27 protein-coding genes, 1 tRNA gene and 1 pseudogene are annotated in these 25,215 nt (G+C 68.4%); 8 read left to right on the top strand and 21 right to left on the bottom strand.

All coding sequences use genetic code 11. The annotated features are described in order from the left end of the window. Nucleotides 1-37 precede the first annotated feature (37 nt). The 8 genes from G406_RS51755 to G406_RS0134525 are packed head-to-tail and all read right to left on the bottom strand — an operon-like array spanning nt 38 to nt 8,397. Nucleotides 38-1,270 carry an MlaD family protein gene (locus G406_RS51755; protein ID WP_051343097.1) on the bottom strand — a complete coding sequence of 411 codons (1,233 nt, stop codon included), beginning with the start codon at nt 1,268-1,270 and terminating at the stop codon, nt 38-40. Beyond that, complete coding sequence (locus G406_RS51750; protein WP_051343096.1) at nt 1,267-2,325, bottom strand: MCE family protein; 1,059 nt, start codon at nt 2,323-2,325, stop codon at nt 1,267-1,269. The genes G406_RS51755 and G406_RS51750 overlap by 4 nt, the downstream gene beginning before the upstream one ends. After that, nucleotides 2,322-3,488, bottom strand: a complete 1,167-nt coding sequence (locus G406_RS51745; protein ID WP_051343095.1) for an MCE family protein — start codon at nt 3,486-3,488, stop codon at nt 2,322-2,324. The genes G406_RS51750 and G406_RS51745 overlap by 4 nt, the downstream gene beginning before the upstream one ends. Next, entirely contained in the window at nt 3,485-4,567 is a 1,083-nt protein-coding gene (locus G406_RS51740; protein ID WP_051343094.1) for an MCE family protein, read from the bottom strand. The genes G406_RS51745 and G406_RS51740 overlap by 4 nt, the downstream gene beginning before the upstream one ends. Then, complete coding sequence (locus G406_RS51735) at nt 4,564-5,622, bottom strand: MCE family protein (RefSeq protein ID WP_064743128.1); 1,059 nt, start codon at nt 5,620-5,622, stop codon at nt 4,564-4,566. Before G406_RS51735 ends, G406_RS51740 begins: the two co-directional genes overlap by 4 nt. Next, complete coding sequence (locus tag G406_RS0134535; protein WP_028937356.1) at nt 5,619-6,773, bottom strand: MCE family protein; 1,155 nt, start codon at nt 6,771-6,773, stop codon at nt 5,619-5,621. Before G406_RS0134535 ends, G406_RS51735 begins: the two co-directional genes overlap by 4 nt. A 5-nt stretch (nt 6,774-6,778) precedes the next feature. Continuing rightward, nucleotides 6,779-7,594 carry an MlaE family ABC transporter permease gene (locus G406_RS0134530; protein ID WP_156935315.1) on the bottom strand — a complete coding sequence of 272 codons (816 nt, stop codon included), beginning with the start codon at nt 7,592-7,594 and terminating at the stop codon, nt 6,779-6,781. Beyond that, nucleotides 7,594-8,397, bottom strand: a complete 804-nt coding sequence (locus G406_RS0134525) for an MlaE family ABC transporter permease (RefSeq protein ID WP_211241363.1) — start codon at nt 8,395-8,397, stop codon at nt 7,594-7,596. Before G406_RS0134525 ends, G406_RS0134530 begins: the two co-directional genes overlap by 1 nt. A gap of 153 nt (nt 8,398-8,550) precedes the next feature. Here G406_RS0134525 and G406_RS54855 point away from each other — a divergent pair, with 153 nt between their 5' ends. Beyond that, entirely contained in the window at nt 8,551-9,147 is a 597-nt protein-coding gene (locus G406_RS54855; RefSeq protein WP_028937353.1) for a QsdR family transcriptional regulator, read from the top strand. Between the two features lie 5 nt (nt 9,148-9,152). On the opposite strand, the gene G406_RS0134515 is transcribed toward G406_RS54855, so the two are convergent. Genes G406_RS0134515 through G406_RS0134505 form a run of 3 tightly spaced genes read right to left on the bottom strand, consistent with a single transcriptional unit; the run spans nt 9,153 to nt 13,155 of the window. Then, entirely contained in the window at nt 9,153-9,893 is a 741-nt protein-coding gene (locus tag G406_RS0134515; protein WP_028937352.1) for a tyrosine-protein phosphatase, read from the bottom strand. After that, nucleotides 9,890-10,453 carry an HD domain-containing protein gene (locus G406_RS0134510; RefSeq protein ID WP_051343092.1) on the bottom strand — a complete coding sequence of 188 codons (564 nt, stop codon included), beginning with the start codon at nt 10,451-10,453 and terminating at the stop codon, nt 9,890-9,892. The genes G406_RS0134515 and G406_RS0134510 overlap by 4 nt, the downstream gene beginning before the upstream one ends. Then, complete coding sequence (locus G406_RS0134505) at nt 10,450-13,155, bottom strand: PEP/pyruvate-binding domain-containing protein (protein ID WP_084216606.1); 2,706 nt, start codon at nt 13,153-13,155, stop codon at nt 10,450-10,452. Before G406_RS0134505 ends, G406_RS0134510 begins: the two co-directional genes overlap by 4 nt. Nucleotides 13,156-13,345: 190 nt before the next feature. Here G406_RS0134505 and G406_RS0134500 point away from each other — a divergent pair, with 190 nt between their 5' ends. From G406_RS0134500 to G406_RS0134485, 4 genes are all read left to right on the top strand, one after another. Then, nucleotides 13,346-13,834, top strand: coding sequence for a DinB family protein (locus G406_RS0134500; protein ID WP_028937349.1), 489 nt, complete (start codon nt 13,346-13,348; stop codon nt 13,832-13,834). Between the two features lie 152 nt (nt 13,835-13,986). After that, entirely contained in the window at nt 13,987-14,598 is a 612-nt protein-coding gene (locus G406_RS0134495; protein ID WP_028937348.1) for a hypothetical protein, read from the top strand. A 217-nt stretch (nt 14,599-14,815) separates the two neighbouring features. Next, nucleotides 14,816-15,529 carry a hypothetical protein gene (locus G406_RS0134490; protein ID WP_028937347.1) on the top strand — a complete coding sequence of 238 codons (714 nt, stop codon included), beginning with the start codon at nt 14,816-14,818 and terminating at the stop codon, nt 15,527-15,529. Between the two features lie 183 nt (nt 15,530-15,712). Next, nucleotides 15,713-16,312: a GntR family transcriptional regulator gene (locus tag G406_RS0134485; protein ID WP_028937346.1), complete on the top strand. Its 600-nt coding sequence runs from the start codon at nt 15,713-15,715 to the stop codon at nt 16,310-16,312. Nucleotides 16,313-16,360: 48 nt separating this feature from the next. Here the strand turns inward: G406_RS0134485 and G406_RS0134480 are convergent, their stop codons facing one another. The 6 genes from G406_RS0134480 to G406_RS0134455 all read right to left on the bottom strand — a co-directional run bounded on the left by G406_RS0134480 (nt 16,361) and on the right by G406_RS0134455 (nt 20,850). Next, on the bottom strand, nt 16,361-16,876 hold the full coding sequence (locus G406_RS0134480) for a sugar O-acetyltransferase (protein WP_028937345.1): 516 nt from the start codon (nt 16,874-16,876) through the stop codon (nt 16,361-16,363). A 152-nt stretch (nt 16,877-17,028) separates the two neighbouring features. Then, the gene (locus G406_RS0134475) at nt 17,029-17,355 is read right to left on the bottom strand and encodes a VOC family protein (protein WP_245607322.1); all 327 of its coding nucleotides are present in this window, start codon (nt 17,353-17,355) and stop codon (nt 17,029-17,031) included. A 72-nt stretch (nt 17,356-17,427) separates the two neighbouring features. Beyond that, nucleotides 17,428-17,994, bottom strand: a complete 567-nt coding sequence (locus G406_RS0134470; protein ID WP_028937343.1) for a dihydrofolate reductase family protein — start codon at nt 17,992-17,994, stop codon at nt 17,428-17,430. Nucleotides 17,995-18,306: 312 nt separating this feature from the next. After that, entirely contained in the window at nt 18,307-19,629 is a 1,323-nt protein-coding gene (locus G406_RS0134465; protein WP_028937342.1) for a hypothetical protein, read from the bottom strand. 109 nt (nt 19,630-19,738) lie between these two features. Then, complete coding sequence (locus G406_RS51725; RefSeq protein ID WP_211241362.1) at nt 19,739-19,972, bottom strand: nuclear transport factor 2 family protein; 234 nt, start codon at nt 19,970-19,972, stop codon at nt 19,739-19,741. Nucleotides 19,973-19,974: 2 nt separating this feature from the next. Next, nucleotides 19,975-20,850, bottom strand: a complete 876-nt coding sequence (locus tag G406_RS0134455; protein WP_028937341.1) for a helix-turn-helix transcriptional regulator — start codon at nt 20,848-20,850, stop codon at nt 19,975-19,977. A gap of 101 nt (nt 20,851-20,951) precedes the next feature. On the opposite strand from G406_RS0134455, the gene G406_RS59905 reads away from it, so the two are divergent. After that, nucleotides 20,952-21,146 carry a DUF2255 family protein gene (locus G406_RS59905; protein WP_169736852.1) on the top strand — a complete coding sequence of 65 codons (195 nt, stop codon included), beginning with the start codon at nt 20,952-20,954 and terminating at the stop codon, nt 21,144-21,146. Here the strand turns inward: G406_RS59905 and G406_RS57475 are convergent. Continuing rightward, a complete protein-coding gene (locus G406_RS57475) occupies nt 21,143-21,358 on the bottom strand; it encodes a hypothetical protein (RefSeq protein WP_028937340.1) in 216 nt (71 codons plus the stop codon). The two genes, G406_RS59905 and G406_RS57475, sit on opposite strands and share 4 nt — an antisense overlap. A 330-nt stretch (nt 21,359-21,688) precedes the next feature. Here G406_RS57475 and G406_RS0134445 point away from each other — a divergent pair, with 330 nt between their 5' ends. After that, nucleotides 21,689-22,720 (top strand): zinc-binding dehydrogenase, encoded by a 1,032-nt coding sequence (locus tag G406_RS0134445; RefSeq protein ID WP_028937339.1) that lies wholly within the window; start codon nt 21,689-21,691, stop codon nt 22,718-22,720. 251 nt (nt 22,721-22,971) lie between these two features. Beyond that, nucleotides 22,972-23,361, top strand: a pseudogene (locus G406_RS51720) (DUF2637 domain-containing protein); the annotation flags it as partial. Between the two features lie 221 nt (nt 23,362-23,582). Here G406_RS51720 and G406_RS0134435 read toward each other — a convergent pair. The 3 genes from G406_RS0134435 to G406_RS0134425 form a co-directional block, all read right to left on the bottom strand. After that, nucleotides 23,583-23,657: transfer RNA gene (locus G406_RS0134435), tRNA-Arg, on the bottom strand. A gap of 79 nt (nt 23,658-23,736) precedes the next feature. Continuing rightward, on the bottom strand, nt 23,737-24,405 hold the full coding sequence (locus tag G406_RS0134430) for a DUF305 domain-containing protein (protein ID WP_028937338.1): 669 nt from the start codon (nt 24,403-24,405) through the stop codon (nt 23,737-23,739). Further along, a complete protein-coding gene (locus tag G406_RS0134425; RefSeq protein WP_028937337.1) occupies nt 24,402-25,172 on the bottom strand; it encodes a thioredoxin-like domain-containing protein in 771 nt (256 codons plus the stop codon). Before G406_RS0134425 ends, G406_RS0134430 begins: the two co-directional genes overlap by 4 nt. Between the last annotated feature and the right edge of the window lie 43 nt (nt 25,173-25,215).

Raw genomic sequence — 25,215 nt, 5'->3', positions numbered from 1 at the left:
GAGACCGGCTTTTCGCCCGGCCCCTCGGGCCTGGGCGTCAGCGGCCGGGGGACTGGGCGTTCTGCGCTCCTCTGACGTTCGGGGTTCCGGGGTCGGTGGGAGGGGCCGTGCAGGTCGCGTGGTTGTTGGGGGGCTCGTCGGGGCGCTCGGCGGGACCCTTGCCGCTGGTGGGGGTGCCGTTCGGCAGGAAGTTGCGGGTGCCTTCGTAGCCTCGGCGACACGGGAGGTACGGGTTGCCCGCCGCGGGACGTTCCGGGAGCTGGAGCGCGGTGCGGAGGGTGTACTTCGGGTTGCCCTTCGAGTCGTACTGACACGTGCTCTCGATCGGCTCGCCGGTCTTCGGGTCGTTGGCGTCGCAGTAGCGGATCGCCTCCAGAACGACCTGCAGCGCCCACGGCGCCGAGGCGAGTGTCTTGCGGACCTGCGGTGCTCGCGGCGCCGCGACACCACTCACGGTGTCCAGATCGTGCAACAGCACCGGCAGCGTCTTCTCGCTGTCCAGGAGCAGGCCGCTGAACTGCTCACTCGCCCGCGTCCCACCCGAGAGCGCCCCGGCCAGTGTGGGGACCAGATCGTGGACCGTCCCGGTGATCCGAGCGAGTCGAGCGCTCGACGAGACGATCAGCGGACCTCGGGAGGCCTGGGTGTCCAGGACGGTCCTCGCGGTGCGGATCAGGCCGATCTGGTCGTGCAGGTTGTCCACCCCGGTACGCGCCAGGGCATGCGTCTGGTCGACCACGGTCCGCAGATCCGCACCGCGCCCGCCGATCCCGCTCGACAGCTCGACCAGCGACGTCGTGAGCGCCTCGGTGGGGACCGAGCCGACCAGACCGTTGAGGTGGTCGAGCAGCTGTTCCACCCGCACCGGCGCGGTCGTGCGCGCGAGCGGGATGAGGCCGCCGTCGGTGAGCAGCGGACCGGTCGCGGTGCGGGGCGTGAGCGCGATGTACTGCTCGCCGATCGCGGACTTGTTCGCGATCGCGGCCGAGACGTCGGCCGGCACCCGGGTTCCGTGGTCCAGCGCGAGGGTGACCACCATGTCGCCGCCCGGGTCCAGCCCGATCTCCCGCACTGTGCCCACCGGCGTGCCGAGCAGGTCGACCTCGGCGCGCGGGAACACCCCGGTCGCGTCGGCGAAGTGCGCCCGCACCAGGTACGGGGCGACGAGCTGCTGTTCGAGCCCACCGAACTTCAGCAGCAGCACCAGGGTCGCGACGATCGACGTCGCCGCGAACACCGCGAGCTTGACGCGCACGCCCCGGCCGGTCATCGGTGACCTCCGGTGAGCAGCCCACCGAGAGCGGGCGGCGGGGTCGGGCTGACCAACGGTGCCGAGGACTCCTCGGTGACCGCCGTGTTGAGGGTGTCCAGGTCGGCGTGCAGCGTGAGGTACGCCCCGATGTAGTCGCCCTTGATCGCGGCAAGGCCGGTGCGGCCGAACGGGAAGGACAGCAGCTCGGTCGCGGGCGCGATCCGCCTGCCGTTGCGGGCGAGCTGGGACAGGACGGGGTCGAGCGCGCGCAGGTTCGCCACGATGTCGTCGGTGCCGGCGTCCAGCACCGGGCCCGCCGTATGCGACAGGTCCGTCAGCCGGTCCACCAGGTGGACGAGCCGGCCCCGCTGGTCGTCGAGTACCCGCAGCCCATCCGGGATGGAGTCGAGTGCCTGCCCGACGACCTGGTGCCGCGCGGCCGCGGTGGCGGACAACGTGTCGAGTGAGTCGAGCGCGCGGGTGATGTCGCCCCGGTGCTGATCGAGGTGCCCGGTGAGCACGGTGAGCTGTTCGAGCACCGAACGGACGTCGCCCTCGTGCCCGGTGAGCGCCCGGTTGAGCTCGGTGTTGACCGTCTCGATCGCGCCCAGGTTGCCGCCGTTGAGGACCATCGACAGCGAGCCGAGCACCGCCTCGGTGTCCGGGGTCGTGCGGCTCAGGTTCGCCGGGATCACCGCCGAACGCGCCAGCCGACCGGCGGGGGCGCTGCCGCGCGGCGGGCCCAGCGCGACGAAACGTTCGCCGAGCAGGCTCGTCTGGTCCAGGGAGGCGACCGAGTTCGCCGGCAGGACCACCGAGTCGCTGATCGAGCACACCACCCGTGCGTGCAGGTCGGGGGCGAGGGAGATCGAGGTGACGCTGCCGACCGTGACCTGACCGGCGCGACAGGTCTCCTTCGGCACCAGGTTCGTCACGTCGTCGAACAGCACCGTGACCTCGTACGTTCCCTCGCCCCCGATCGCGCCGGGCAGCGGCAGGCTGGTCGCGCCCCGGTAGCCGCACCCGGCCAGCAGGACGCACGTACCGAGCAGGACCGCGAACGTTCTGATCATCGTGTCCCTCCGGTGAGACCGGGCCCGAGCACCGGGTCCGCCGCCCGCTGCAGCAGCGCGGCGAAATCTCCTCCGCTGCGCTGGAGCGCGGTGCAGGTCGGTCTCAGGAGCGCCTGCTGCTCGGCGGGCAGCTGGGTGCACACCGAGGTCAGCGCCGAACCGAACTGGGTGGGCAAGGTCTGCGGGACCGGGTCGGGCCGGGCGGGGATCGCGGTGGTCCGGCCCGCCATGTCGACGGGCGGCCCACCTCGGCGCGGGTCGAAGTTCAGCGGCGCCATCAGGTCGTTGAGGTTCGAGACCCCCAGCGGCGTGACGTCCAGAACCTCGGCCAGGTCGCGCTGGTGGCGTGCGAGCGTGCCGGTGACGCGGGCCAGCTCGGTGATGTTCCCGGTGACGCCGTCCCGGTTCTCCCTGACGAACTCGGCGATGTCGCGCAGCGCCCGGTCGAGGTTGCCTCCCGCGCCGCGCAGTTCGTCGCGCTGGCCGTCGAGCTCGTTCGACACCGCCGCCAGGTTGTCGACCAGGTCCCTGACCTGGCCGTCCGAGCCGGCGAGCGTCCCGGTCAGCTCACCGAGGTTGGTGACGGTCCCGGCGATGTCCGCACGTCCGGAGGCCAGCGTGTCGAGCGCGCCGGACAGCTGGTGGACGGTGTCGTCGATCGCGGCGCCGTTGCCCTTCAGGTTCCCGGCGGCCTCGGTGACCAGGCGCGACACCGCGCCACCGGAGTTGGCGCCGCGCGGCCCCAGCGCCGTCGCCAGGTCGTCGAGGCTGCGCACGGTCTGGTCCAGCTCGACCGGCACCTGCGTGTGCCGTGCGTCCAGCCGCGCCTGGTCGGGCAGCGCCGGACCACCGGTGTAGGGCGGGGTGAGCTGGACGAACCGGTCACCGACGATCGACGGCGGCACGACGGCCGCGTGCACCTGCTCCGGCAGCGAGTAGCCGCCCTGGTAGCTCATCCGGACCAGCACCCGGGCACCGGTGACCGTCACGGAGTCGACCGTGCCGATCTGGACGCCAAGCACCTTCACCGGCGCACCCGGATAGAGGTTGGTGCTGTTGGCGAAGTCGGCGGTCAGATGTTTCTCCGACGGGCCGGACAGCCAGGCGACCAGCGCCACCGCGCAGGCCAGCGCCGCTACCGCGATCAGCACGTACGGTTTCATCGGCCACCTCCGGTCGGGTGAGCGGCGGGCCCGAGTGGCAGGCACGGCGCGGAGCTGCCGTTCACGGCCTGGTTCGCTCGGGACAGCGCGGGGTCGAACAGCGCGGCGAGGCGTCCGCTCGCGCCGCTGTCACACACGGCGAAGCCCTGCGGGACGATCAGGTCGGTGTCGAACCAGTGGCCGCTGCCGGCCATCGTGGTGAGCAACCGCAGGTGGACCGGCAGCTGTGTGAGGATCCGGTCGAGGTTCTGGTCGTTGCGGGTCAGCACTTCGATGACCTGGTGCAGCCGGTCGAGCGCGGGCCGCAGCTGCTGCCGGTTGTCCGCGACCACGCCGCTGAGCTCGCCGAACACGTCGCGGGTCCCGACGAGCAACCGATGGATGTCGTCCCGGCGCCGGTGCAGGACGTCCAGCACCTGGTTGCTGGCGCCGATCAGCTCGGTGATCTCCCGGTCGCGCGAGGCGAGGACGCCGGTGACGCCTCTGGCGTGCGCGAACAGCCGTTGGATCTGCTCGTCGCGGCCGTTGACCGTGCGGGACAGCGCGGCCAGCCCGTCCAGGGTGCCGCGCACTTGCGGAGCGGTCGCGTGCAGCGTCTCCGACAGCGTGTCGAACGCGGCGGCGAGCTGTGTGGTGTCGATGTCGGAGACCCTGCTGGTGAGCTCCTGCACGGTCGGTGCGATCTGCACCGGCGTCGACGTGCGGGACAGCGGGATCGTGCCGCCGGGTGGCAGCTCGCCGAGCCCGCGGGGTTGCACCGCGAGGAAGTGCTGGCCGAGCAGCGTCTTGATCTCGATCGACGCGCGGGTGTCGCGGCCGAGCCGCTGGTCGGTGACCCGGAAGTCGACCGTGACGTGGTCGCCGGTCAGTGCCATCGCGGTCACCTGACCGGCTTTGATCCCGGCGACCCGGACCTCCTCGCCGACCTGCAGTCCCGCGGCGTCGGTGAACTCGGCCCGGTACTCGGGGCCGCCCCCGATGACCGGGAGCCTGTTCAGGTTCATGCTCAGCGTCAGGACCGCGGCGATCACCACGAGCCCGATGACGGCCGCGCGCACCGGCCGCTCGATGGGGTTCATTGCGGCCGCCCCGCTCCGCACACGGTGTCCCGCTCGTTGGCCGAGACGTTCGCCGGGCTGGACAGGTCGATCGAGTCGTGCAGCAATGAGACGCGGGCGTCCACGCCGCACAGCGCGAAGTTGATCCATCCGCCGTAGGAGCTGAGCCTGCTGGCCGTGGCGAGCTTCGTGGGCAGCCGGTTCAGCCGGTCGTCCAGCACCTCGCGGGTGTCCGCGAGCTGCCCGGCAAGGGACCCGAGGCCGCCGACGTCGGCGCGCAGCGGTGACCTCGCCCTGGAGAGCAGGTCGTCGGCGGACCCGAGCAGCCCGGCAAACGCGGGGATGCCGTCGTCGATCGTGCTTCTGTCGTCGGCGAGGCCCCGCATGAGGTCGCGGAACCGTTCGATCAGCCGGGTCAGCTCGGTGTCGCGCTGGTCGACCGTGGCCAGCACCGTGGTGAGGTTGTCGACGACCCGGCCGATGACCGCGTCGGAGTCGGCCAGGGTCGAGGTCAGGCTCGCGGTGTGCGCCAACAGCCGGCCCATCGTGGCGCTCTCACCCTGCAGCGTCTGGATGATCTCGTAGGACAGCTGGTTGACCTGCCCCGGATCCAGCGCCCTGAACAGCGGCTGGAACCCGTTGAACAGCACGGTCAGGTCGAGCGCGGGCACCGTGTGGTCGACGCCGAACGTCTCGCCAGGACGCATGACCGGCCGCGACCCGGGGTGCTCGACGATCGTCAGGTAACGCCTGCCGACGATGTTCTCGTAGCGCAGCAGCAGCTGGGCGTCCCGGTACAGCGGAACCGACTCGTCCACGGTGAAGTCCACCCTGGCCAGCCGGCCGGTGCCGGCGTCGACGATCCGGGCGCCGGTCACCGTGCCCACCGGGACACCGGCGAGCCGGACCGTCTCGCCGCCCTCGACCGAGGTCGCGTCGGTGAACAGGGCCGAGTAGCGGTGGGTGGGCTGGAACGACGTGTTGGCGACGATCGTGCCGAGCAGACCGGTCACCGCGACCGTCACCACGGCGAAGATCGCCATCTTGAGGGCGGCCGTCGGGGGTGGTCGTCTCATCGTCCGCCTCCTTTCTCCGGCGCCGGAGTCGCTCGGTCCCGCAGCTCGTAGGGGGCGACGTCCCGGATACCGCGCAGCTGGCTGGGGATGGCCGTGCAGTGCGGCTCCCAGGACGGCACGCCTTCCGGCAGCGTGCGGTTGTTGCCCGTGCTCTTCGGGTTGCTGGGCAGGTCGTCGGGGTAGCGGTAGGGCGCCCGCTGGGCGATGACCTCGACCGAGGCGGCGAGGTAGGGGCCCGCGCCGCCGAGGATGTGGTCGATCGCCGCGTTGGTGACGTTCACCGTGTCGACCAGGCAGGGCAGCACGGGGGAGTAGTCGGCCACCACACCGAGCACCGGGCGGGCACGGTGGTTGAGGCTGACGACGTCACGCCCGGACCGGCGCGCCAGGTCGGTCAGCGCATCCGACGCGACAGGGGCGGCGCGCAGGACGTCACGCAACGGTCCCTCGTGCGCGACCAGCAGGTCGGTCGAGACCGCGCTGCCGTCGCCCAGTACCCGCAGCAGGTCCGGCGCGGCGGCGGCGTAGCTGTCCGAGGTCGCCGCGAGCTGGGAGATGTCGTGGGTGAGCGTCGGCAGCCGAGGGTTGATGCCCGCCAGGTAGGTCCGCAGCAGCGCGGCGGTGTCCCCGAGCTGGGCGCCCCGGCCCCGCAGCGCCTGAGCGAGCGATCCGACGGCCAGCGACAGCTGGTCGGGGCGCACCGCGCGCAGCAGGTTCTGGGTGTTCGTGAACAGCTCGCCGATCTCCACCGAGTTGCGTGTCTGCCGGATGACCGCGCCCTCGGCGAGGGACGGACCGGTACGCGCGCCTGCGGGCGGCACCAGGTCGACGTACTTCTCGCCGAACAGGGTCTTCGGCACGATCGAGGCGGTCACCGTCGCCGGGATGAGCCCGGCCTGGTCGGGGTCCAGGGCCAGCGCGACGGTGGCGGTGGTGCCGTCCGAGGTGATGGCCGCGACCTCGCCGATGACGAGCCCTTTCAGCTTGACGTCCGAGTGCGGGTTCAGCTCGAGGCCCGCGCTCGGCGTGGTCACCGACACCGAGACGACGTGTTGCCAGGGAAAGGCTTTGTGATAGCTGACCAGTGACAGCGCGATGAGCGCCGCGATGATCAGGAGGAATGTCAGGCCGGTGAGCCGGGAGTCCTTCATTTCTCTCACCCCGCTATCCGAACGGTGGTGCTGGAACCCCAGAACGCGAGACTCAGGAAGAAGTCGGCGATCACGAAGGTGACCGTCGCGAGGCGCACGGCCCGCCCGACGGCCATACCCACGCCGGCCGGTCCGCCCGAGGCATGAAATCCGTAGTAACAGCAGACGAGGCCGGTCATCATGGTGAAGACGACGACTTTCACGAACGAGTAGAAGATGTCGATCGGTGGCAGGAACAGCTGGAAATAATGGTTGTAGGTGCCCTCGGTCAGGCCGTAGTAGCTGACCGCGACCACCTGTGTCGCGAGATAGCTGCCGACCAGCGCAATGACGTAGAGCGGGACCACCGCGGTCAGCAGCGCAATCAGTCGGGTGGTGACGAGAAAGGGGATGGAGGGAATCGCCATCACCTCGAGCGCATCGATTTCCTCGCTGATCCGCATGGCGCCGAGCTGAGCGGTGAAACCCGCGCCGATCGTGGCGACCAACGCGTTCGCGGTGATCAACGGAGCCGCTTCGCGCGTGTTGAAGTAGGCGGAGAGAAATCCGATGTAGGAGGTGATCCCGATCTGCCGCAGTCCCTGGTAGCCGACCAGCCCGACCACCGCGCCGACAGCCGTCGTCTCGAAGATGATGATGCCGATCGTGCCCGCGACGAGTGCGACGGCGCCCCGCCCGAGACTGACCTCGGACAGCAGACGCAGTATCTCGGTGCGGTACCTGCGCAGCGCCCTCGGAACCCACACCATGGCGCGGCCGTAGAACCCGACCTGCTCGCCCAGGTCGTTCAGAACCCGGTTCGTCGTGCTGATCGCCGACATCACAGCCCCTTCGGCGGAACGAGTTGGTAGTAGACCGCCGAGACGATCGTGTTGACCATGAACAGCAGCACGAACGAGACGATCACCGACTGGTTGACCCCGTCGCCGACCCCCTGCGGGCCGCCCTTCGCGGTGACGCCCCTGTGTGCCGCGACGATCCCGGCGACCAGGCCGAACAGCAGTGCCTTGAACTCGCCGACATACAGGTCCGGCAGCTGCGCCAGCGCCGTGAACGCGGTGAGGTACGCGCCGGGCGAACCGCCCTGGACCAGCACGTTGAACGCGTAACCGCCGATGACACCCACCGCGGCCGCGACCCCGTTGAGCAGCACCGCGACAACGGTCATCGCCAGCACCCTGGGAACGATGAGGCGTTGGATCGGGGAGATCCCCATGACCTCCAGCGCGTCCAGCTCGTCGCGGATCTTCCGGGCGCCCAGGTCGGCCGCCACCGCGCTGCCCGCCGCTCCGGCGATGATGGTCACGGTGGCGAGCGGGGCGGCCTGCTGGACGATGCCGAGCACCGCGACCGCACCGGTGAACGACTGCGCGCCGAGCTGCGCGAACAGCGACCCGACCTGCAGCGACAACACCGCGCCGAACGGCACGGTGATCAATACCGTCGGCAGCAGCGAGACCCTGGTGACGAACCACGACTGTTCGAAGAACTCGCGCCACTGGAACGGCCGCCGGAACAGCTGCCGCAGGACGGCGGTGGCGAACAGGAACAGCTCACCCACCGGCACCAGTGGCCGGGTCGCTCGGCTCGATGCACTTGATTCCGCGGTTGCGGAGACTCTCATCGACATTGATGATCCCTTGATGGCGTGGCCGGTCGTCGGGGAGCGGTTGCCGGCCAGTTGTGCGACGGTAGCGCCGGTTCGTCTCACAAGTCAACTCGTGGTTCTGATGGCCACCGGATCGAGGAGAGGGTTTGTCTCTTGTATCGTCGACGAATGGCCGCTGAACTTCCGACCGATCCCCGAATAATCAGGCGGGAGCGTGAGCGGGCGGTTCTGCTGGATATGGCGAAGATGCGCTGGCGGGACGGCGAACCTCTCGATATTTCGAGCCTGGCGGTCGCCGGCGGGCAGAGCCGGGCAACGGCGTATCGCTGGTTCGGCGACAACGATCAGTTGTTGGCCGAAGTTCTCCGCTCCCGCACGGATGACCTGTTCGAGACGGCACGCAAGAGACACGCGGGAGAGGAGGGGGCGCCGAGAATCATCGGTGTCCTGCGCGACTACATTCAGCACGTCGCGGCATCGTCGCGTTTCAAGGAACTTCTGGACCGCGATCCGCAACGCGTCATGACCATCGTGGCGTCCGGCGCATTCCCGAACCAGATGCACGTCATTTCCCTGGTCCAGACGCTGGTCGAAGAAGAGCTGGACAGCGGGACCATTGCGGTGTCCGGCGACGCCTATACCGTGGCCTGTGCCATGGCACGTATTTCCGAGGCATTTCTGTACGCCGGGGTATTAGCGGGGGAGCAGGTCGACCTGGACGCGGCCATCGCCACGATCCGGCCCTTGCTGTTGTCCCGCGAGTGACCTGCTCACGGCGGCGTGAGCAGCGCCTCCCGTAGCGCCGGCAGTGCTTCGCCCGCCGAGTCCTTCCAGTAGCGCTCGATCGATCCGTGGCGTTCGGTGAGCACGGCGAGAGTGAGCTCCAGGTAGCGGCTCTGCGCGGACAGCGGCGCGATCGCCCCGGGGTCGAGCGGTCCCGCGAACGGCGGATCGAGCATGGAGAGCAGGCGCGCCGCGACCCGATCCGGCCCGTAGTGCAGATCGGACCGTTCGTAGTCGGCGAGCACCGTGTGCATCGGAACGCCCAGCGCCAGCAGGGTCAATGCCACGAGGACCCCGGTCCGGTCGCGGCCCGCCGTGCAGTGGATGAGGACCGGTAGCTGGCCCCGGGTCCCGACCCGCTCGGCGAACTCGAGCAGGCGATCGGGGCCGAACGAGTCGGCGAGCTGGGTGTAGAGGTCGGTCATGTAGTGGGTGGCGAGGACGCCGGTGGCGTCGAGCAGGCCTCTTCGGGTCAGCTCGGGGTCGAGGACGCCGCCGTGCTCGATGTCGAAGGTGACGACCTCGGCGGGCCACAGCTGTGTCGCCGGCTGCCGTTCCCACGGTGCCCGCAGGTCGAAGACCAGCTGGAACGGCACTTTCGCCAGTTCGGAGCGGCACTCGATGTCCAGCGTCTCCGGGGCTTCGGAGCGGTACAGCACGCCCGCGCGGACCCTGCGGCCGTCGGCGGTCTCGATCCCGCCGAGGTCGCGCACGTTCCCGGTCGTCACGTCGCGGTCAGCAATGCGTCGGTCCGGTCGCAGGCGGCTCGCAGCTCCGGTTCGGCCTCGGCGAACCATTCCTTGCCCACGGTGTCGGCGGCGTAGCGGACGAACAGCTCGGCGAACCGCTCGGACACGGTCATCCGCTGACCGTCCGGGCCGACCCGCAGGTCGCAGTACCAGAGCGCGTCGCGGGTCGGGGTGCGTTCGTCGGCGTAGCGGGCGTGCTCCTCGGCGAGGCCCCGGTAGCGCGCTTCGAGGCTGGCGAAGTCGTAGTTGGCCACGAGCCCGACGAGGCGGGCCGGTGCGTCGAGCTGTTCGAGCCTGCGGGCGGCGTCCAGCGCGGGCAGCGTCGAACGTCGGATCGCCGGGGACCAGCCGATGTCGTGCAGCGCGGCCGCCGCGATGAGCATGTCCGGATCGTCGGCGACGACCGGGGCGACCTCGCGGGCCAGCTCGACGACACCCCGCACGTGCGTCCAGCGGCGCGGCAGCGGCTCGGCGAGATGATCACGTGCGACATCGTAGGCCCAGGTCACGATGTCGGTCTCGGGTGTGTACGAGGTCATCGGGTCGCCATCTCCAGAATTCGGACCTCACCGGTGTCGCCGTTGACCGAGATCGTGCTGCCGTCCGGGATGGTGTGCAGCGCCCCGGGCACGACGACGGCGGGGATTCCGTACTCCCGGGAGATGCACGAGCCGTGCGCGAGCATGCCGCCGGTTTCCAGGACCAGCCCGGAGATCACCAGGAACACCGGCGTCCACCCGGGATCGGTGGCCGACGCGATCAGGATGTCGCCCTGCTGGACCCGGCCCAGCTCACGTTGGTCGGTCACGACCCTGGCGATGCCGACGGCGTCGCCCCTGCTGGTCGGCGCCCCGCGCAGCACGTCGCCGCCGCCGTCGGTGACCGGTGGCGCGTCCAGCTCGGTGGGGGTGTCGCCGACCAGGTAGCCCGAGGGTCGGTCCGCGCCGGCTCTGACGGTCTCCCAGTTGCGCCGCCGCGCGGTGATCTTGCGCCGCGCCAGACGCCGGTTGCCCCGGCCGTCGAGCAGCGCGAGCAGCTCGTTCTTCGACAGGAAGTAGAAGTCGTCGCCGTCCAGCACCCCGCGTTCGACCAGTCGCCTGCCGACCTCGGTGATCGCCCGCTTCTTGGAGAAGGTGATGCGGTCGCTGAAATGTCGTTCGTCGTCGCGCATCTGGAAGAAGCGCAGCAGCCACGAGTGCACGATCGTGAACGCCTCGACCTTGAGCGAGGCCAGCGGCTGCGACCTGATCGAGGCGATGACCTCCTCGGTGGCTCTCCGTCGACGTTCGACCAGGTCACCGGCGGCGTCGGGCAGGGTTCTCGCGGTGATGAGCGAGCGGATCGTCCCGTAGTCGACTCCCGGGTCCTCGATCCGCCGACTGCCGTACATGTCCCGATCCGGATGTCCTCGGTGGCCGTGCTTGCCGATGAAGGTGGCGTAGGCCTCGGCGAACGCGGCGCCGGCGGGATGTCGTCCGACCTCGTCGAAGAACGCCCGGCCGGGGTGCTCGTCGAACAGCGCACGTAGCTCCGCGTCGTCCCGGACCAGTACGGCGAGCTCCCACAGTTCCAGGTTCTCGGTCAGCGTGATGGTCGGTGTGTCGAGTCCGGTGATGAGGTCGTTCAGAATCCACGGATTGGTGCCGGTGTACCAGTTCTTCAGCATCGTCATCAGGGTCGACATGGCCATCGGCGTGTACAGGTAGAACGGTGTCCACAGGTCGCCGACCCAATCGGACATCGCCTGAATCCGGCTGTCCAGATAACGGGTCAGCTCACGGTCGGACATCGCTCGGATCTTCTCGACGGGCTGACCGTCGGCCTCGGCCGTTCTATTCTCCAGCTGCTCATAGATGTGGCGCCAACAGGAATACGGCCCGTTGTCCGGGCTCAGCAGCTTGATCCGGGCGAACAGCTTCGGCAGTGTCGACCAGGACCACGGTTCGTTCCCGATCGCCGTCCGCCACGAGGCCGGAACATTGACGAGCAGTTCCGGCGCCCGCATGCTGGGCGGCAACGATCGGGCGATGTTGCGGTAATCGATCCGTGAGTTGTAGTAGATGCGTCCTCGGTGGTACTTGAGCACTCGCATCTCGGCGACGTCGTCGAATCCCCACAGGGTTTCCAGCTTCCGGTGCATCCGGGAGCCCATCTCGTGCCGAATCGAGTAGAACAGCGGCGTCACCGCTCCCGGGAACACCGAGTTGGCCCATTCCCGCGTCCACACGGTGTCCCGATCGGCCCGCCCGACCGCCGCGAAGTCGTCGAGGTCGCTGTCCCAGGAGAGCGTCGCTCCGGTCACCTCGCGGGACTGCAGCAGCTGGAACTCCCCGTCGGCGTACGCCCACTCGATGTCCTGCGGAAGATCGTCGTAGTACTCCTGGACCCGGCGTCCGAGCGTGCCCAGCTCGACCAGCTGCGCAGGCGACAGCGTGCCCCGTTCCTGGTCGGCCGGTGGAATCTCCTCGACGACGGTTCCCTGGCCGGACGGGGCACGGACGACCCGGACCGTCTTTCTGGCGACCGTGCTGTCGAGCGTCTCCAGGGTGTCGGCGCTCAGGACGTACTCGTCGGGCGTGACGATGCCGCCGACGATCGCCTCACCGAGCCCCCAGCTCGCGTTGACCACCATCTCGCCGGTCGCGCCGCTGATCGGGTTGGCGGTGAACAGGACTCCGGAAATCTCCGACTCCACCATTCGCTGGACGACCACCGCGATACCGATCGTGCTGTGGTCGATGCCGTTCTTCTGTCGATACGCCAGCGCCCGCGACGTCCACATCGACGCCCAGCAGCGACTCACAGCATCAAGGACAGCGTCCGCGCCCTGAATGTCGAGAAAGGTGTCGTGCTGGCCGGCGAACGAGGTCTCCTCGAGGTCCTCGGCCGTCCCGGAGGAACGGACCGCGACGGAGGGCGAATCTCCGAATGCGGCGTAGCCGGTCAGTACCTGGCCGCTGATCTGCTCGGGCACCGCCGAGGTGGTGATCTGTTCGCGGATTTTCTCGCTCGTCCGGTCGAGAGCCTCCACGTCGGCGTAGTCGATTCCCCGGGCGAGGTCGGCGATGGTCGATGCCAGTCCGCTGGAGTCGATGAAGTCGAGATACGCGGTGGTGGTCACGACGAATCCAGGGGGAACCGCGAAGCCGCGCGCTGAGAGACGTCCCAGATTGGCGCCCTTTCCGCCGGTCAATGCCGGTTCGGAACACTGGGCGTCACGAAATGCGACGGTGTAAGTCATATCGGACCTTCCCCTGGCGGCGACGATGCAGCCCGCTTAGATGTGCGACGCTATCGATGTTTCGTCTCACAAGTCAAGCTGAGCGCATGCCGTCGGGGTGTCTTGCCGATCCAGCAAATTCCCGTGCGCTCGCGAGCAGCCGGAGGTGACGGTGGTCCTGTGCCAGCCTCGTCGACCCGAGAGGACGAACATGCCACGACAGCGCCGCGACGCCGGCCCGCCGAAGGCCGGGCCCGGTGAGAAGGACGTGCTGCTCGGCTTTCTCGAGTACCTGCGCGCCTCGGTGATCGCCAAGGTGGACGGAGTCCCGGAACCGGAGGTCCGCACGCCCGGTGTGAAGTCGGGAACTAACCTGTTGGGCCTGGTCAAGCACCTCACCCAGGTCGAACGCCATTGGCTGCTGGGCGAGCCGGTCACCGACTGGGAGGCGACGTTCCGCCCGGACGCGGACGAGAGCGTCGACGACGTCGTGGGCGCCTACCGCCGGACCACGGCCCGCGCGAACGAGACGATCCGTGCCTGCCCCGACCTTGCCGGTCCCGGACCACGCCCGGGAGGCCGCCCCGGCGCGGCGCCCAGCCTGCGCTGGACGCTGACCCACATGATCGAGGAGACCGGCCGCCACGCGGGCCACGCCGACATCCTGCGAGAACTCATCGACGGCGCCACCGGCCGCTGACGCCGCCACCTCGCAGGCCCAGCTGTCGCGCCGCAGACACTGCAGCGTCTGCGACGCAGCGGGACGCTCTGCGAAGTCGCTGACGCGCGCGTCGATGGGACTCCGGGGGCCGCTGGGGAGTATGGGAGGGCCCGCCGCTAGTGTCTGGCGGCGTGACCATCGTCACCCGACGCGGACTCCCGCTGCACCGGTCTCCGGTGGTGCTGGCGGCGGGCACGATCGTGCTCGGGGTGGCGGCGCACGTCCTCGGTGGCGGTGGCGGTGCGGTCGAGTCCCTCCCGCTCCTGATGGCGACCACGTTCGGCGTCGCCACGACTCTCGCCGCGCGCCGCGTCGCGGGTCGCACCTGTCGCGGAGCCGCCGGGGCCGCCGCGCTGCTCGGCATCGGCCAGTTCGGTATGCACCTGGCGTTGAGCGTGTCGGTGAGCAACCATTTCGACCCGATCACCGAGCACTCGTCGCAGCAACACATCCTGGGGCTGAGCTGTGGTCTGGTCCTCGCACACACCCTGACGACGGCACTGCTCGTGGTCCTCGTCCTGGGTGCGCACCGCTCGGCCGAGCTCGCGCTTAGGCTGCTGTCGCACACACCGAGGGTGCCTCGCCTGCTCATGGTCCTGATGCCGAGGCGCTCGGATCGGCAGTTCGTCGCGGTCACCCCGAGCCCGGAGCTGACGACGGCTGCGCTCCTCGTGGCCCAGCGTCTGCACAACGGCCCGGTCGGGCCGCGCCGTGGCCCGCCGAGGGTGTTCGCGACCCGCTAGGCGTCGGCAGCCAGCGCATCTCCGACGGGGTGAACCCGCTGGATGACGGCGCGGCACCGGTTGAGCACGACGCCCTCGGGCCGCATGCAACAGGCACGAATGCACGACGAGATCGGCGTTCACCTCTGCCATCCGGCTTTACCCACAGGCTCCCCTCTCGGGCTCCGGGTCAGGCGCGCGCCGAAGACGCCCCCGTGGTACTGACCGAAGGAAGATCATGAACACGTCGCAAGCAGAACCCATCGTCGAGAGCAACGTCGACTCGGCGAGCCCCGATTTCCCCGACGGTTCGATCGAGCGGCTCGAACAGCTCCGAACCGACCTGACCCAGCACGACGCCACCGCCACACGCCGTCACGAGGAGCTGTCGGCCGAACTGGCCAGGCAGGAGGCGATCTGGTCGGCCAACGAGGCGCGGCGAATCCGGGAGGAACAGCTGAACGCCGCCACCGCCGACTACGAGACGGCCCTCGACGAGTACCGAGGGCTGGCGTCGACAGCGGCGGACTCGTTCGGCGAACTGCACGCGATCACGTGCAGTGCCGCGATCCTGGTCCGCGCGGCCGTGCGGGCCGAGCAGGCGAAGCGCGAGGCGCAACCGGTGCTCGAATCGGCGTGGCGTCGACTCCGCGAGTTGAACGACGAGGTGGCCGAACCGACGCTCGCCCCGTTCGAGGACTTCGACTTCGGCCCCTACGACCCTCGGTCCAGCGTCTTACGAGCCGGCCTCCTGGTGTACCCCGAGACCAGGGGACGGCTGGCACAGCTGACCTCGGAGGACCCCGGAAGTGTGGGGGCCGGGTCCGGCGAGCCTCCGGCGGAACCCTCGGCCGAGCCGAAGAGCGGCGACCCCGACCAGCTGGACGTCATCTTCCGCAGGGCGCAGGCCAAGCGGGAGCAGGACGACCAGGCGCCGCTGCTGGCGGGCTGAGGCGGGGCGCCGCCTTGCGTTCGAAGCGGTGAGTAGTGCGCACAACTGTTGTTGTGTTGCGCAACACGGACCATCGGTATCGCTTTCGGGAGCAGCGAGGACCTCATAAGTTGGCTTGAACGGCCGAGTTCACCTCGGGGTCCGGTGGGCCGTTCGGTACTTCGAGCGATGACGTGGGGGACGATGACTCTGCGGTTGGTCCGGAGCAGCGTGTCCGGTCCCGGCGCCCCCGAGCGCGGCACCATCCGCTCGGTGGGCGCTGAACTCCGGCACGGCTCTCGGACCGACATATCCGGTGGCCGGCGAACCCACGCCGCCGCGTTCTCGTCGATCGCTGGGCCGCTGGAGCCGGACGATATTCGAGCGCTGTTCGGGCTCTTGCGGCGTATGGAACCAGCTCTCGCCCGACGATCGGTCGTCAGACTCGGGACCGACGCGATAGGGCGGCTGGAACGCATCGCGGACCTGATCGCCGGCAACCGGCTGGGACCGTCCGAGACCAATGACCTGTTCGACTCTCTCTATGGAGGGCTGGTGATACCTGGCGCCGCGCACCTGGAAGCCGCCACCGTGCTGCCGCTGATGCAACGGGTGACCGCACACTTCGGAGCTCACTACCACCGCCTGGGAATCCATCCGTCCGAGCTGAACGAAGGTGCGGAAGCGAACTACAACCTCATCGAGACCTTCCGGTCTGGCGATCCCGATGCCGCGGCCGACGCCATCCGAGATCGTCTGGACGGCTGTGAGCGGTTCGCTCTCTGGATCCGCACGCTCGACTAGGAGGTTTCGTCACGTGGCCGACGGAACCAGGGCCGGCGGTGTGACTGCTCAGTCGATTCTCCGGACCATCCGGGCGGGCGCGCCGACGGCCACTGTCGCCGGAGGTACGTCGTGGGTGACGACCGACCCGGCTCCGATGACGGAGTCCGCGCCGACGGTCACCCCTTGCAGGATCATGGCCGACGCACCGATCCAAGCGTTTCGCCCGATTCGGATCGGCGCGGCGGTGATCCCCGAGCGACGCCGCGACGGATCGACGGGGTGACCTGAGGTGATCAGGCTGACCGACGGGCCGATCATCACGTCGTCGTCGATCTCGATGCCGCCGATGTCGTTGAGCCGGCAGCCCTGGTTGATGAAGACGTTGCGGCCGAGTCGAATGTTGATGCCATGGTCCGAGTACACCGGGGGGATCAGCCTGAAGGTCTCGTCGATGGGTTGCCCGGTCAGCTCGGCCCACGTCGCCCGGATCGCGTCCTGGTCGTCGTAGGGCCGTGCGTTGAGCTGCTCCGTCAACCGGATCGCCCGCTCGACCCTGTCGCGGAAACCATGCAGCTGTGACACGGGTATCCCGGTCGAGGTGTGGTCGGTCACGGGTGCTGTTTCCTCGTCGTTTCTCTCGCGGTGCCGGTCGAGGCTGATGCAACCAACCAGCGGACGGGCCGGTCAAACAACGGCAGGGTCCGCGCGCCACAACCCGTGGTTGTCCACCGAGGTCAGCCCGTGATACAGAACTCGTTGCCCTCCGGATCGGTGAGCACGGTCCACACGTGGTCGAGTCCCGGGGCACCCTGCTCACCCAGGACCGTGGCCCCCAGCTCGACCAGGCGTTGCGCCGCGGCCACCCGGGGCTCTCCGTTCAGGTCGACGTGGACGCGGTTCGTGCCCGCCCGCCGCTCGGGAACGCGCTGCAGGCCGAGGGTCACCGGCGACCCCGGACGTCCGAGCTGTATGTACGAGCCGTAGTCCTCCAGTACGTGCATCTCCAGAGCCCGCGTCCAGAACTCGACCAGCCGTCGGGGGTCTGCACAGTTGATGACCACGTTATGGATGCTGAGGGGCACAAACCGAGGGTAGAAGCGCGGCGCCACCGATTTCCGCCCGTCCATGCCCGATCAGTCGTGTTTCGCCTCGTAACGCAGCAGGACCGTGCCACCCGGGAAGGTGCGGTTCTCCACCAGCCGCAGCGAAATCCATGACGGCAGTAAGGGAAAGAACGGGGTGCCACCGCCCACAGCGGTCGGCGCGACCACGATCCGGTACTCGTCCACCAGACCGGCCCGCACGATCGGCGCGGCCAGCGTCGCGCCCGCAACCTCTAACCTGCCGTCCGTTTCGGCTTTGAGCTTCGTCACCACCTCGACGGGGTCGCCGCGTTCCAGACGAGAGTTCCACGCGACCGATTCCAGGGTGCGGGAGAACACGACCTTGGGCATGTCGCACCAGATGCGGGCGAAGTCGAGGGTCAAAGCGGTGGCGTCCGGGGCCTGGTCCGCGGTCGGCCAGTAGGCGGACATCAGCTCGTAGAGCCGCCGCCCGTAGAACGACAGGGCCGTCTCCCGCTCGAAGTCGTTCCAGTACTGGTGCAGTTCGTCGCTCGGCTCGGACCAGTCGATGCTGCCGTGTGCGTCGGCGATGTACCCGTCCACCGACACGGTGAAGCCATAGATGAGTTTGCCCATGGAGATCAGACTGCACCAGAGGTCAAACCTCATCGCGGAGGTGAGAAACAGTCGGCGACGGCGGGAAAGTAGATGCCCGTGAACGGCCGATGGTCCTGAGGGACAGCGTGAACTGGGACTGTCTGACGAGACACCCTCCTAGGTCACCTCTTGTAGCGGTGCGGGCACTTGCGCGAGTCGAGAGGCCTCCGCCTTGAACAGCCAATACTCCATCCCGGCGATCCCGACTGACCAATCGGCGTGAGGGCAGCTTCTCCTCTCTGGCCGGGAATGGGGGCGCCGGCGGCGGGGGCCGCCGGCGCCTGCTGCTTGTCAGCTACGGCGTACCTGGTGGCCATCCTCGGCGGTGATCTGCAGGTCACTCAGGTCTGGGTCGGTGAGGGAGGTGTGCACCGCGTCGGAACCGTGACCGGTTGCGTGAATCCCTCCCGCCACGGCAAGGTCTCCCACCTGTCCGTCGATCTCCGCGGTAATGACGGCATCGCCGCTGGTGGCGAGGGTGCCTGTGACGTCGATTCGATCGACCTGGCCACCGGGTTTGATGCTCAGTGCGATGGCTTTGAGTGGCATTTGGATTCCCTTGACCAAGCTCAGACCTTCGCCACCGCGGGTGATCACGTCGCCGTCGACCAGTAGCGTGCCCATTGGTTTGCTGATCTGGATACCGACCGATCCGTCGCCGTGGGTCTCGATTCCGACGAAACGTGCCTCGCGCAGTGAGCCGTCGTAGAGATTGAATCCGCGTGCGCCGTTGCCGTGGGTCCGGATGGGAGCGCGGACATCGAGTAGGTCGATATCGCCGAAATTGACGAATCCGATACCGCTCGGACCGTGTGAGGTCACTGGCGCGGTCGTGGTCCAGGTGGTTACTGTGCCCCAGTTGTCCAGCACCATGTCGTTCTGCCCGTAGGTGCTTACCGGGCCTGTGGTGCTTACCTGCCGCACGCGGGCCCCGGAGATGACGAAGACGCCACCGGAGATCAGATCGGGGGTCCCGGCCGGGATGCCTCCGTTGGTGTGTACCTCGCCTGTGCGCAGGTGCGACACGGCCAGGACGCCGCCGTTACCGTGGCCCTGCCAGTCTCCGTGACCTCCGACGAAGACGCCGCTGCCGCGTACCGGTTCGTCCTTCGTGCCGATCGAGATATCGAGCAGTTCGGCGGTGATGGTCACGGCCGGGTCAGGCTGGCGGTTCCACAGTGTGAAGCCACCCTGCAGCGCCTCGACACCGAACCCGTGCGGACGCCTCGATCGCCCCCGCACATCGGCTGAGAGCACCCGCAGGCCTTCCACCTGAACGTGACCCGCGCGGACCTGCTCCTCGGCCAGTAGCAGAACCTGACCGCGAGTGGTCACTTCGCGCAGGGTTAACCTGCCGAAATCGGTGACAGTGGTGTCGTTGAGAATGGCGACCTCGGTGTCAGCGGTTGTCAGGGTGACATCTTCGAGGACGTTGTCCTTGGTCAGACGCACTCCTTTCGCGCCGAACTCCAGTGTTCCACCGCGCAGCGTGACACCGGGTTGTAACGTGATCATCGGTGAGCCGGTAATGGTGCCGTTCACTTCGATCACCTCGGCTCCGACATTGACGGCTTCCGCAAGTTCCGCGGCTGTGGATACAACTGTGCTGCTCATATCAAAGCTCCTTACAGTGAGTAATTCATCAGACTGTGTGCCTTACCAATCCACATCAGTGGAGGAGGCGTACGCAATTAACTGGTCGTCGACCGGGGCGGGGCTTCGGTCAGCCCTCGCCTTGCACGGGATCGGTGTTGAAGGTGTAGGGCACGATCCTCCACTGATTGTCGATCTTGTGGAGTACGAAGACCTCACGGTTGAGGTCGGTGACTGGCTTGCCGTTTTCCACTGCCGTGGCGCCCTTGTGGTGGTGGGTGCGTACGACCGCCGTGTCCCCGTACACGTTGAGGGCGTCGTAGGAGAACACCGTCCGTCGTGCCACTGGCTCGTGGGTGGTCACATTCAGTCGGCGTGGTGCGTGTCGGGCTGGCCGGGGGTGGCGGTCCAGCTGGCGAGCAGGTTGAGCGCGTCCTGGGTGGGCGAATCGGCTTCGGCGGTGTAGACGATCAGAGTCAAGCCGGGGTCGGCGGGTAGCTCCATGGCTTCGAAGGTGAAGTCGAGCTGCCCGACGGCGGGGTGGTGTAGCCGTTTGGTGCCGGTGCGGTGCAAGCGGACGTTGTGGTCGGCCCAGTGGGTGCGGAAGGTCTCGCTGCGGGTGGACAGTTCACCGATGAGGTCGCTGAGTTTGCGGTCGTGGGGGTTGCGGCCAGCCTCGGTGCGCAGGATGGCGACTATGTCGTTGGCGGCGCGATCCCAGTCGAGGTAAAAGTCGGGGGCGTTCGGGTCGAGGAAAATGTAGCGGGCGCCATTCGTGGGCTGTGCTGAGCTGGTGGTGATCGGCGCGAAGAGAGCTTGGCCGAGACAGTTGGCGCCGAGGTGGTCCATCCGCCCGTTGCGTACCCAGGCCGGGGCGCCGGTGATCGCGTCGAGCACGCGCTGCACGCTTGGGCGAAGCCGCTGTGGTGAGGACCGTCGACGGGCGCCGGGTGAGTGGTTCGCCGCGTGGGCAAGATCGAACAGGTGCGCGCGTTCGGCGTCGTCGAGGCGCAGGGCACGAGCCAACGCGTCAAGCACCGACTCCGAGACCCCCGAAAGGTTGCCTCGTTCGAGGCGGACGTAGTAGTCGACGCTGACCCCGGCCAGCATTGCCACCTCTTCACGTCGTAGCCCCGGAACACGGCGGCCCCCGCCGCCGTAGCCGGGTAGTCCGGCCTGGGCGGGGGTGATCTTCGCCCGCCGTGAGACGAGGAAGTCGTGGGTGTCTTTCCGGTTGTCCACGCTGTAACGCTACGACGGGTCGCCGACGGGTGGGGGGTTCTGGCAGTACCTGGAACAGCAGTAACTTCCGCGCCGGTTTGTGAGGGCGTTGTCTGGAGGCCGTGACGGATTGGAGCAGCCACGAGCCCACCACCACGGGCGAGGTCGAAGAAACTCGATCTCGCCCCCGTCCATCTGACGGAACCTCGAACGAGCCCGTCACGATCTGCGCCGTCCACCACGGCGGGGACCTCTACATCCGCTCGGTCGACGGGCCCGCCGCCGCTTGGTTTCGAGGCGTCTGTACCAGCCGCTAGGGGCGCGTCGAGGCCGTGGCGTCCAATGAGACGCCATCCTCGTCGACGCCGACGACATCGTCGTCCCGGTCCTCGGCGACGAGCTCGACACGATCTGTCGGTCCAGGTACCGCTGCCGACGGCATGGAGATCGACATACAGATCCAACCCAACCAACCGAGCATGAAGGCGTCGGCGGAGAGTTTCGCCGGAGACGCCTGGCTGGACGTCATCGCCCAAGGGAACGGACGCGGGTGAACGTGGGGTCCTCGGCGCTCTTAGCGCCTGGCACAAGCCACGTCAACAGTCAAACCCTGCGCGCCGTCGAACAGGTCGACCTCGTACAAGCCCGGGCGGTGACCTCGTCAAGATTCGGGCCGGCGACACCGTCACCGCCCCGCCTGGCGAGTGGCACTGGCACGGCGCCACCCAGGGCACTTCATGACCCACCTGGCCCTGCAGGACGACCACGGCCCCGGAGATCCCATGGGTGAGATGGCCACTGACGAGGACTACCACACCAATTCGGTCAACCATGACCAATCCCGAGCTCAAGGAGACTCATGCGAGCGACAGTGATGTACGGCGCCGGCGACGTGCGGGTGGAAAATGTGCCTGACGCGACGATGCGTGAGCGCACAGACGCCCTGATTAGAGTCCTACGGTCGTGTATATGCGGCAGTGACCTGTGGCCTTATAACTCGATGGAACCCAGCAAACACGGTCGGCGGATGGGCCACGAGTTCCTCGGCGTGATCGAAGACACCGGCCCCGAGGTCGCAGGTCTCAAAGTCGGTGACGTCGTAGTGGCACCCTTCGTGTGGGCAGACAACACTTGTGACTTCTGCCGGGCGGGCCTGCACACCTCCTGCCGGCACGGCGGCCAGTGGGGCCACGCCCTCGATGGCGGCCAGGGCGAGGCGATGCGCGTCCCGCAAGCCCAGGGCACGTTGGTGAAGGTCCCGGTCGGGGAGGACTCTCCGCTACTGGCTTCGCTGCTCACGCTCTCCGACGTGTTCTGTACCGGCCATCACGGCGCAGTCACGTCCCGGGTCAGGCGCGGCAGCGCGGTGACCGTCCTCGGCGACGGCGCAGTGGGCCTCTCGGCTGTGCTGGCCGCTAGACGGCTGGGCGCCGAGCGGATCATCCTGATGGGCCGCCACAAGGACCGCACTGACCTGGGCCGTACGTTCGGTGCCACCGACGTGGTCGCCGAACGCGGCGCGGAAGGCATCACCCGGGTGCGGGAGCTGACCGGTGGCGACGGCACCCCGGCAGTGATCGAGTGCGTTGGCACCGAACAATCCCTGCAGACTGCGATCAACGTGGTTCGCGACGGCGGTGTGATCAGCAGGCTCGGGCTGGCGCAGTACACCCATGTCCCGATGGGGGTCGACACGATGACGCGAAACATCACCCTCACCGGTGGCGCGGCGCCGGTGAGGGCCTATATGGAGGAACTGTTGCCCGACGTGCTCAACGGCAGCATCGACCCCGGGCAGGTCTTCGATCGCACCGTCGGCTTCGGCGAGGTCCCGGACGGCTACCAGGCCATGGCCGACCGCGACGCACTCAAGGTCCTCATCCGGCCCTGATAGGGCATCCGAGAACCGAGAGCCCCAGCCGTGAAGTCACACCACACCGCGAGGCCTCGGCGTCGCTCGCATCGGCTTGGGCATACAGCACCGCCGGCCCTGACAACGGGCTCTTCTCGTGTAGATAATGGACGTGCCCCCGGGGCGGTGTGTCCACGATCCACAAGGCGGGATGCGGCCGCTCAGCTGCGCATATCGGCGACCGTGGCTATTGAGCGGCGGCGTCGTCCGGCGAACGGTGGTGCTGCTAAATGAGCGCCACCGGCGATCGGGCGGGCGTTGATGGGGGATTGTGGGTGCAGTGCGCATGCGCGTTGTTGGTGGCTGCCGGCGCGGCGTTTGCGTCTTACAGGCATGGGCAGGCGTTCGCGTTGCGGTTTGGCGCGGATGCGGCCACGGCGATGATCTGGCCGTTGATGACGGCGACGGTCGAGTTGTGGAAGCCCGGTCGGGTAGGGAAGTGGCGGGCGTGGTTGGCATTCCTCGTGGGCGTGGCTCTTTCGTTGTGCGCGAACGTGGCGTCGGCTCCGTCGCTGTCCGTGTTAGCGGTCATGGTGGCGGTGTGTCCACCGTTGGCGCTGCTGCTCGCGGTGGAGTTGCTGAATCGTGCGCTCGTGCGCAGTCGGGCTGAGGCAGTTGCAGGTGAACCTAGTGTCGGTTCACGCCCGAGCTGTGAGGTGCAGCTTCACTCGCAGGCCGTCTGAAGCACAGACCTGCAAGACCAACGCCCGCACCTCATGTTCGCACTTGTCCCGCGCCTGTCCCGCAGACGGCGAGATTTGGCGATATCTAGTGGGACATCGCGCGGCGCGCCCTACGAGCTGTTCTCGCAGGTCACAAGGGGATTTTACTGGTAAAGAGATGGTGCCCCCGGCAGGATTCGAACCTGCGCTCCCGCCTCCGGAGGGCGGTGCTCTATCCCCTGAGCTACGGGGGCCGGTCCCTGAAGTACCAGGATCGGCCGCTTTTGCGACGCTGATCAGCCTAGCGCATCGGAGCCACCGCCTCGGAGCGGGTTACCCCTGCGGGAGCGGGGCGGCACCCCGCGCCGCGAGCAGCGCACGCAGGTAGGTCGCCTCGGAGCTCTGCGAGGTGCGCATCTGGGTCGCCAGGTTCCGGACGTCGGGCTGTTCGGCGCGCGTCGCCGCGTAGGACAGCATCTCGCTGCCGCCCTCGTGGTGGCGCAGCATCAGCTGGAGGAACAGCACGTCCAGTGCGGGACCCGTACTCGAGCGCAGCCGGCGCAGCTCGTCGTCGCTGGCCATCCCGGGCATTCGGGCCATCCCGGGAGTGGCGGCGGCGCCCATCTGGTGGCTCGGCATCGCGGACATCCAGGTCATGTACGGGCCGCTGCCCTGCGCTGCTGCGCCCCACAGACCCAGCCAGCCCTGCATGTGGCCGATCTGGCGGCTCTGCCCGGACTCGATGTCGAACGCGAGCTGTCGCAGCTGCGGGTCGGTGGTGTGGTCGCGTTCCCAGGTGGCCATCTGGACGGCCTGCTCGTGGTGCACGCTCATGTCCTGGGCGAACCCGACGTCGACCGAGTCCGCCGAGGGGACCGCCGTGCTCGACGATCCGGACAGGCCGAACAGCAGGCCGGCCGCCGCGCCCAGCATCAGCAGGGCCACCGCGCCGCCGATGGCGAGCAGGTAGCGCGACCACACGGGTACGGACTCGGTGCTCACCCGGTCGGCCCGGCGGGGGTCACGATGTCGCTGCCGTCCTCCTTGTGGGCGCCGGGGCCGGCCGGCGTGGTCTCGAAGGCGGGCGGGTTGTCCTGGTCGAACATGCCGGGGCCGAGTGCGTCGCAGCTGGCTCCGACCTCGGGGTAGGCGTACTTGTTCTGACGCAGCGCCTGGATGAACTCGTCGATGCGCGGGTCGGCCGCGTCAGCCACCTTCAGCTGGTGGCCCCAGGACTGCAACGAGACCGGAGCGTCCAGGCCGGGGTAGGGCGACAGCATCGTGTACTGCTTGCCTTCCGCGCGCTGCTTCAGTGAGTCCAGCGCGGCGCCGCTGATGCGCGCCGGGTCGTAGGCGATCCACACCGCGCCGTGTTCGAGCGAGTGCACCATGTTCTCGTTGCGCACAGCTGTGGGATACACCACGCCGGTGCACGCGGCCCAGTTGTAGTCGTGCGCGCCGCCGAACGGCGGGAACTGGGTGTAGGCGACGCGCTCGTTCGGTGCGACGTGCTTACCCGCCTCGAACTCACGTGCGATGACGCCCGCGATGTTCTTCGACGGGTCCTGCAGTGTCGCGGACGGGGTGAACTTCTCGAGCGCGGTTTCCTTCTCGCTCTTCGCCTGGTTCTGGAACAACGCGTAGCCCAGGACCGCGGCGGCGAAGACCACGACGACCGTGACGGCGGCGATCGTCGCCCACGGCGCGCCGCGCCTACCCACGAGCGCGGGTGCCTTCTTGCCTGACGACTTGCTGTTCTTGCTGGCCATGAACCATTCCCAGTCGTCGGAGCGAACAATCAGCCGGTCGAGC

Origin of the sequence: Actinospineispora spinosispora DSM 44797 (assembly GCF_000429025.1) — a bacterium.
Lineage (GTDB): Bacteria > Actinomycetota > Actinomycetes > Mycobacteriales > Pseudonocardiaceae > Pseudonocardia > Pseudonocardia spinosispora.
Note: the sequence above shows the minus strand (reverse complement) of the source record. Positions and strands in the feature narration are given on the sequence as shown.

Coding starts and splice junctions, on each gene's coding strand:
- G406_RS51755 (WP_051343097.1), bottom strand. CDS start 1,270: ATGACCGGCCGGGGCGTGCGCGTCAAGCTCGCGGTGTTCGCGGCGACG.
- G406_RS51750 (WP_051343096.1), bottom strand. CDS start 2,325: ATGATCAGAACGTTCGCGGTCCTGCTCGGTACGTGCGTCCTGCTGGCC.
- G406_RS51745 (WP_051343095.1), bottom strand. CDS start 3,488: ATGAAACCGTACGTGCTGATCGCGGTAGCGGCGCTGGCCTGCGCGGTG.
- G406_RS51740 (WP_051343094.1), bottom strand. CDS start 4,567: ATGAACCCCATCGAGCGGCCGGTGCGCGCGGCCGTCATCGGGCTCGTG.
- G406_RS51735 (WP_064743128.1), bottom strand. CDS start 5,622: ATGAGACGACCACCCCCGACGGCCGCCCTCAAGATGGCGATCTTCGCC.
- G406_RS0134535 (WP_028937356.1), bottom strand. CDS start 6,773: ATGAAGGACTCCCGGCTCACCGGCCTGACATTCCTCCTGATCATCGCG.
- G406_RS0134530 (WP_156935315.1), bottom strand. CDS start 7,594: ATGTCGGCGATCAGCACGACGAACCGGGTTCTGAACGACCTGGGCGAG.
- G406_RS0134525 (WP_211241363.1), bottom strand. CDS start 8,397: ATGAGAGTCTCCGCAACCGCGGAATCAAGTGCATCGAGCCGAGCGACC.
- G406_RS54855 (WP_028937353.1), top strand. CDS start 8,551: ATGGCCGCTGAACTTCCGACCGATCCCCGAATAATCAGGCGGGAGCGT.
- G406_RS0134510 (WP_051343092.1), bottom strand. CDS start 10,453: ATGACCTCGTACACACCCGAGACCGACATCGTGACCTGGGCCTACGAT.
- G406_RS0134505 (WP_084216606.1), bottom strand. CDS start 13,155: ATGACTTACACCGTCGCATTTCGTGACGCCCAGTGTTCCGAACCGGCA.
- G406_RS0134500 (WP_028937349.1), top strand. CDS start 13,346: ATGCCACGACAGCGCCGCGACGCCGGCCCGCCGAAGGCCGGGCCCGGT.
- G406_RS0134490 (WP_028937347.1), top strand. CDS start 14,816: ATGAACACGTCGCAAGCAGAACCCATCGTCGAGAGCAACGTCGACTCG.
- G406_RS0134485 (WP_028937346.1), top strand. CDS start 15,713: ATGACTCTGCGGTTGGTCCGGAGCAGCGTGTCCGGTCCCGGCGCCCCC.
- G406_RS0134470 (WP_028937343.1), bottom strand. CDS start 17,994: ATGGGCAAACTCATCTATGGCTTCACCGTGTCGGTGGACGGGTACATC.
- G406_RS0134465 (WP_028937342.1), bottom strand. CDS start 19,629: ATGAGCAGCACAGTTGTATCCACAGCCGCGGAACTTGCGGAAGCCGTC.
- G406_RS57475 (WP_028937340.1), bottom strand. CDS start 21,358: ATGACGTCCAGCCAGGCGTCTCCGGCGAAACTCTCCGCCGACGCCTTC.
- G406_RS0134445 (WP_028937339.1), top strand. CDS start 21,689: ATGCGAGCGACAGTGATGTACGGCGCCGGCGACGTGCGGGTGGAAAAT.
- G406_RS0134425 (WP_028937337.1), bottom strand. CDS start 25,172: ATGGCCAGCAAGAACAGCAAGTCGTCAGGCAAGAAGGCACCCGCGCTC.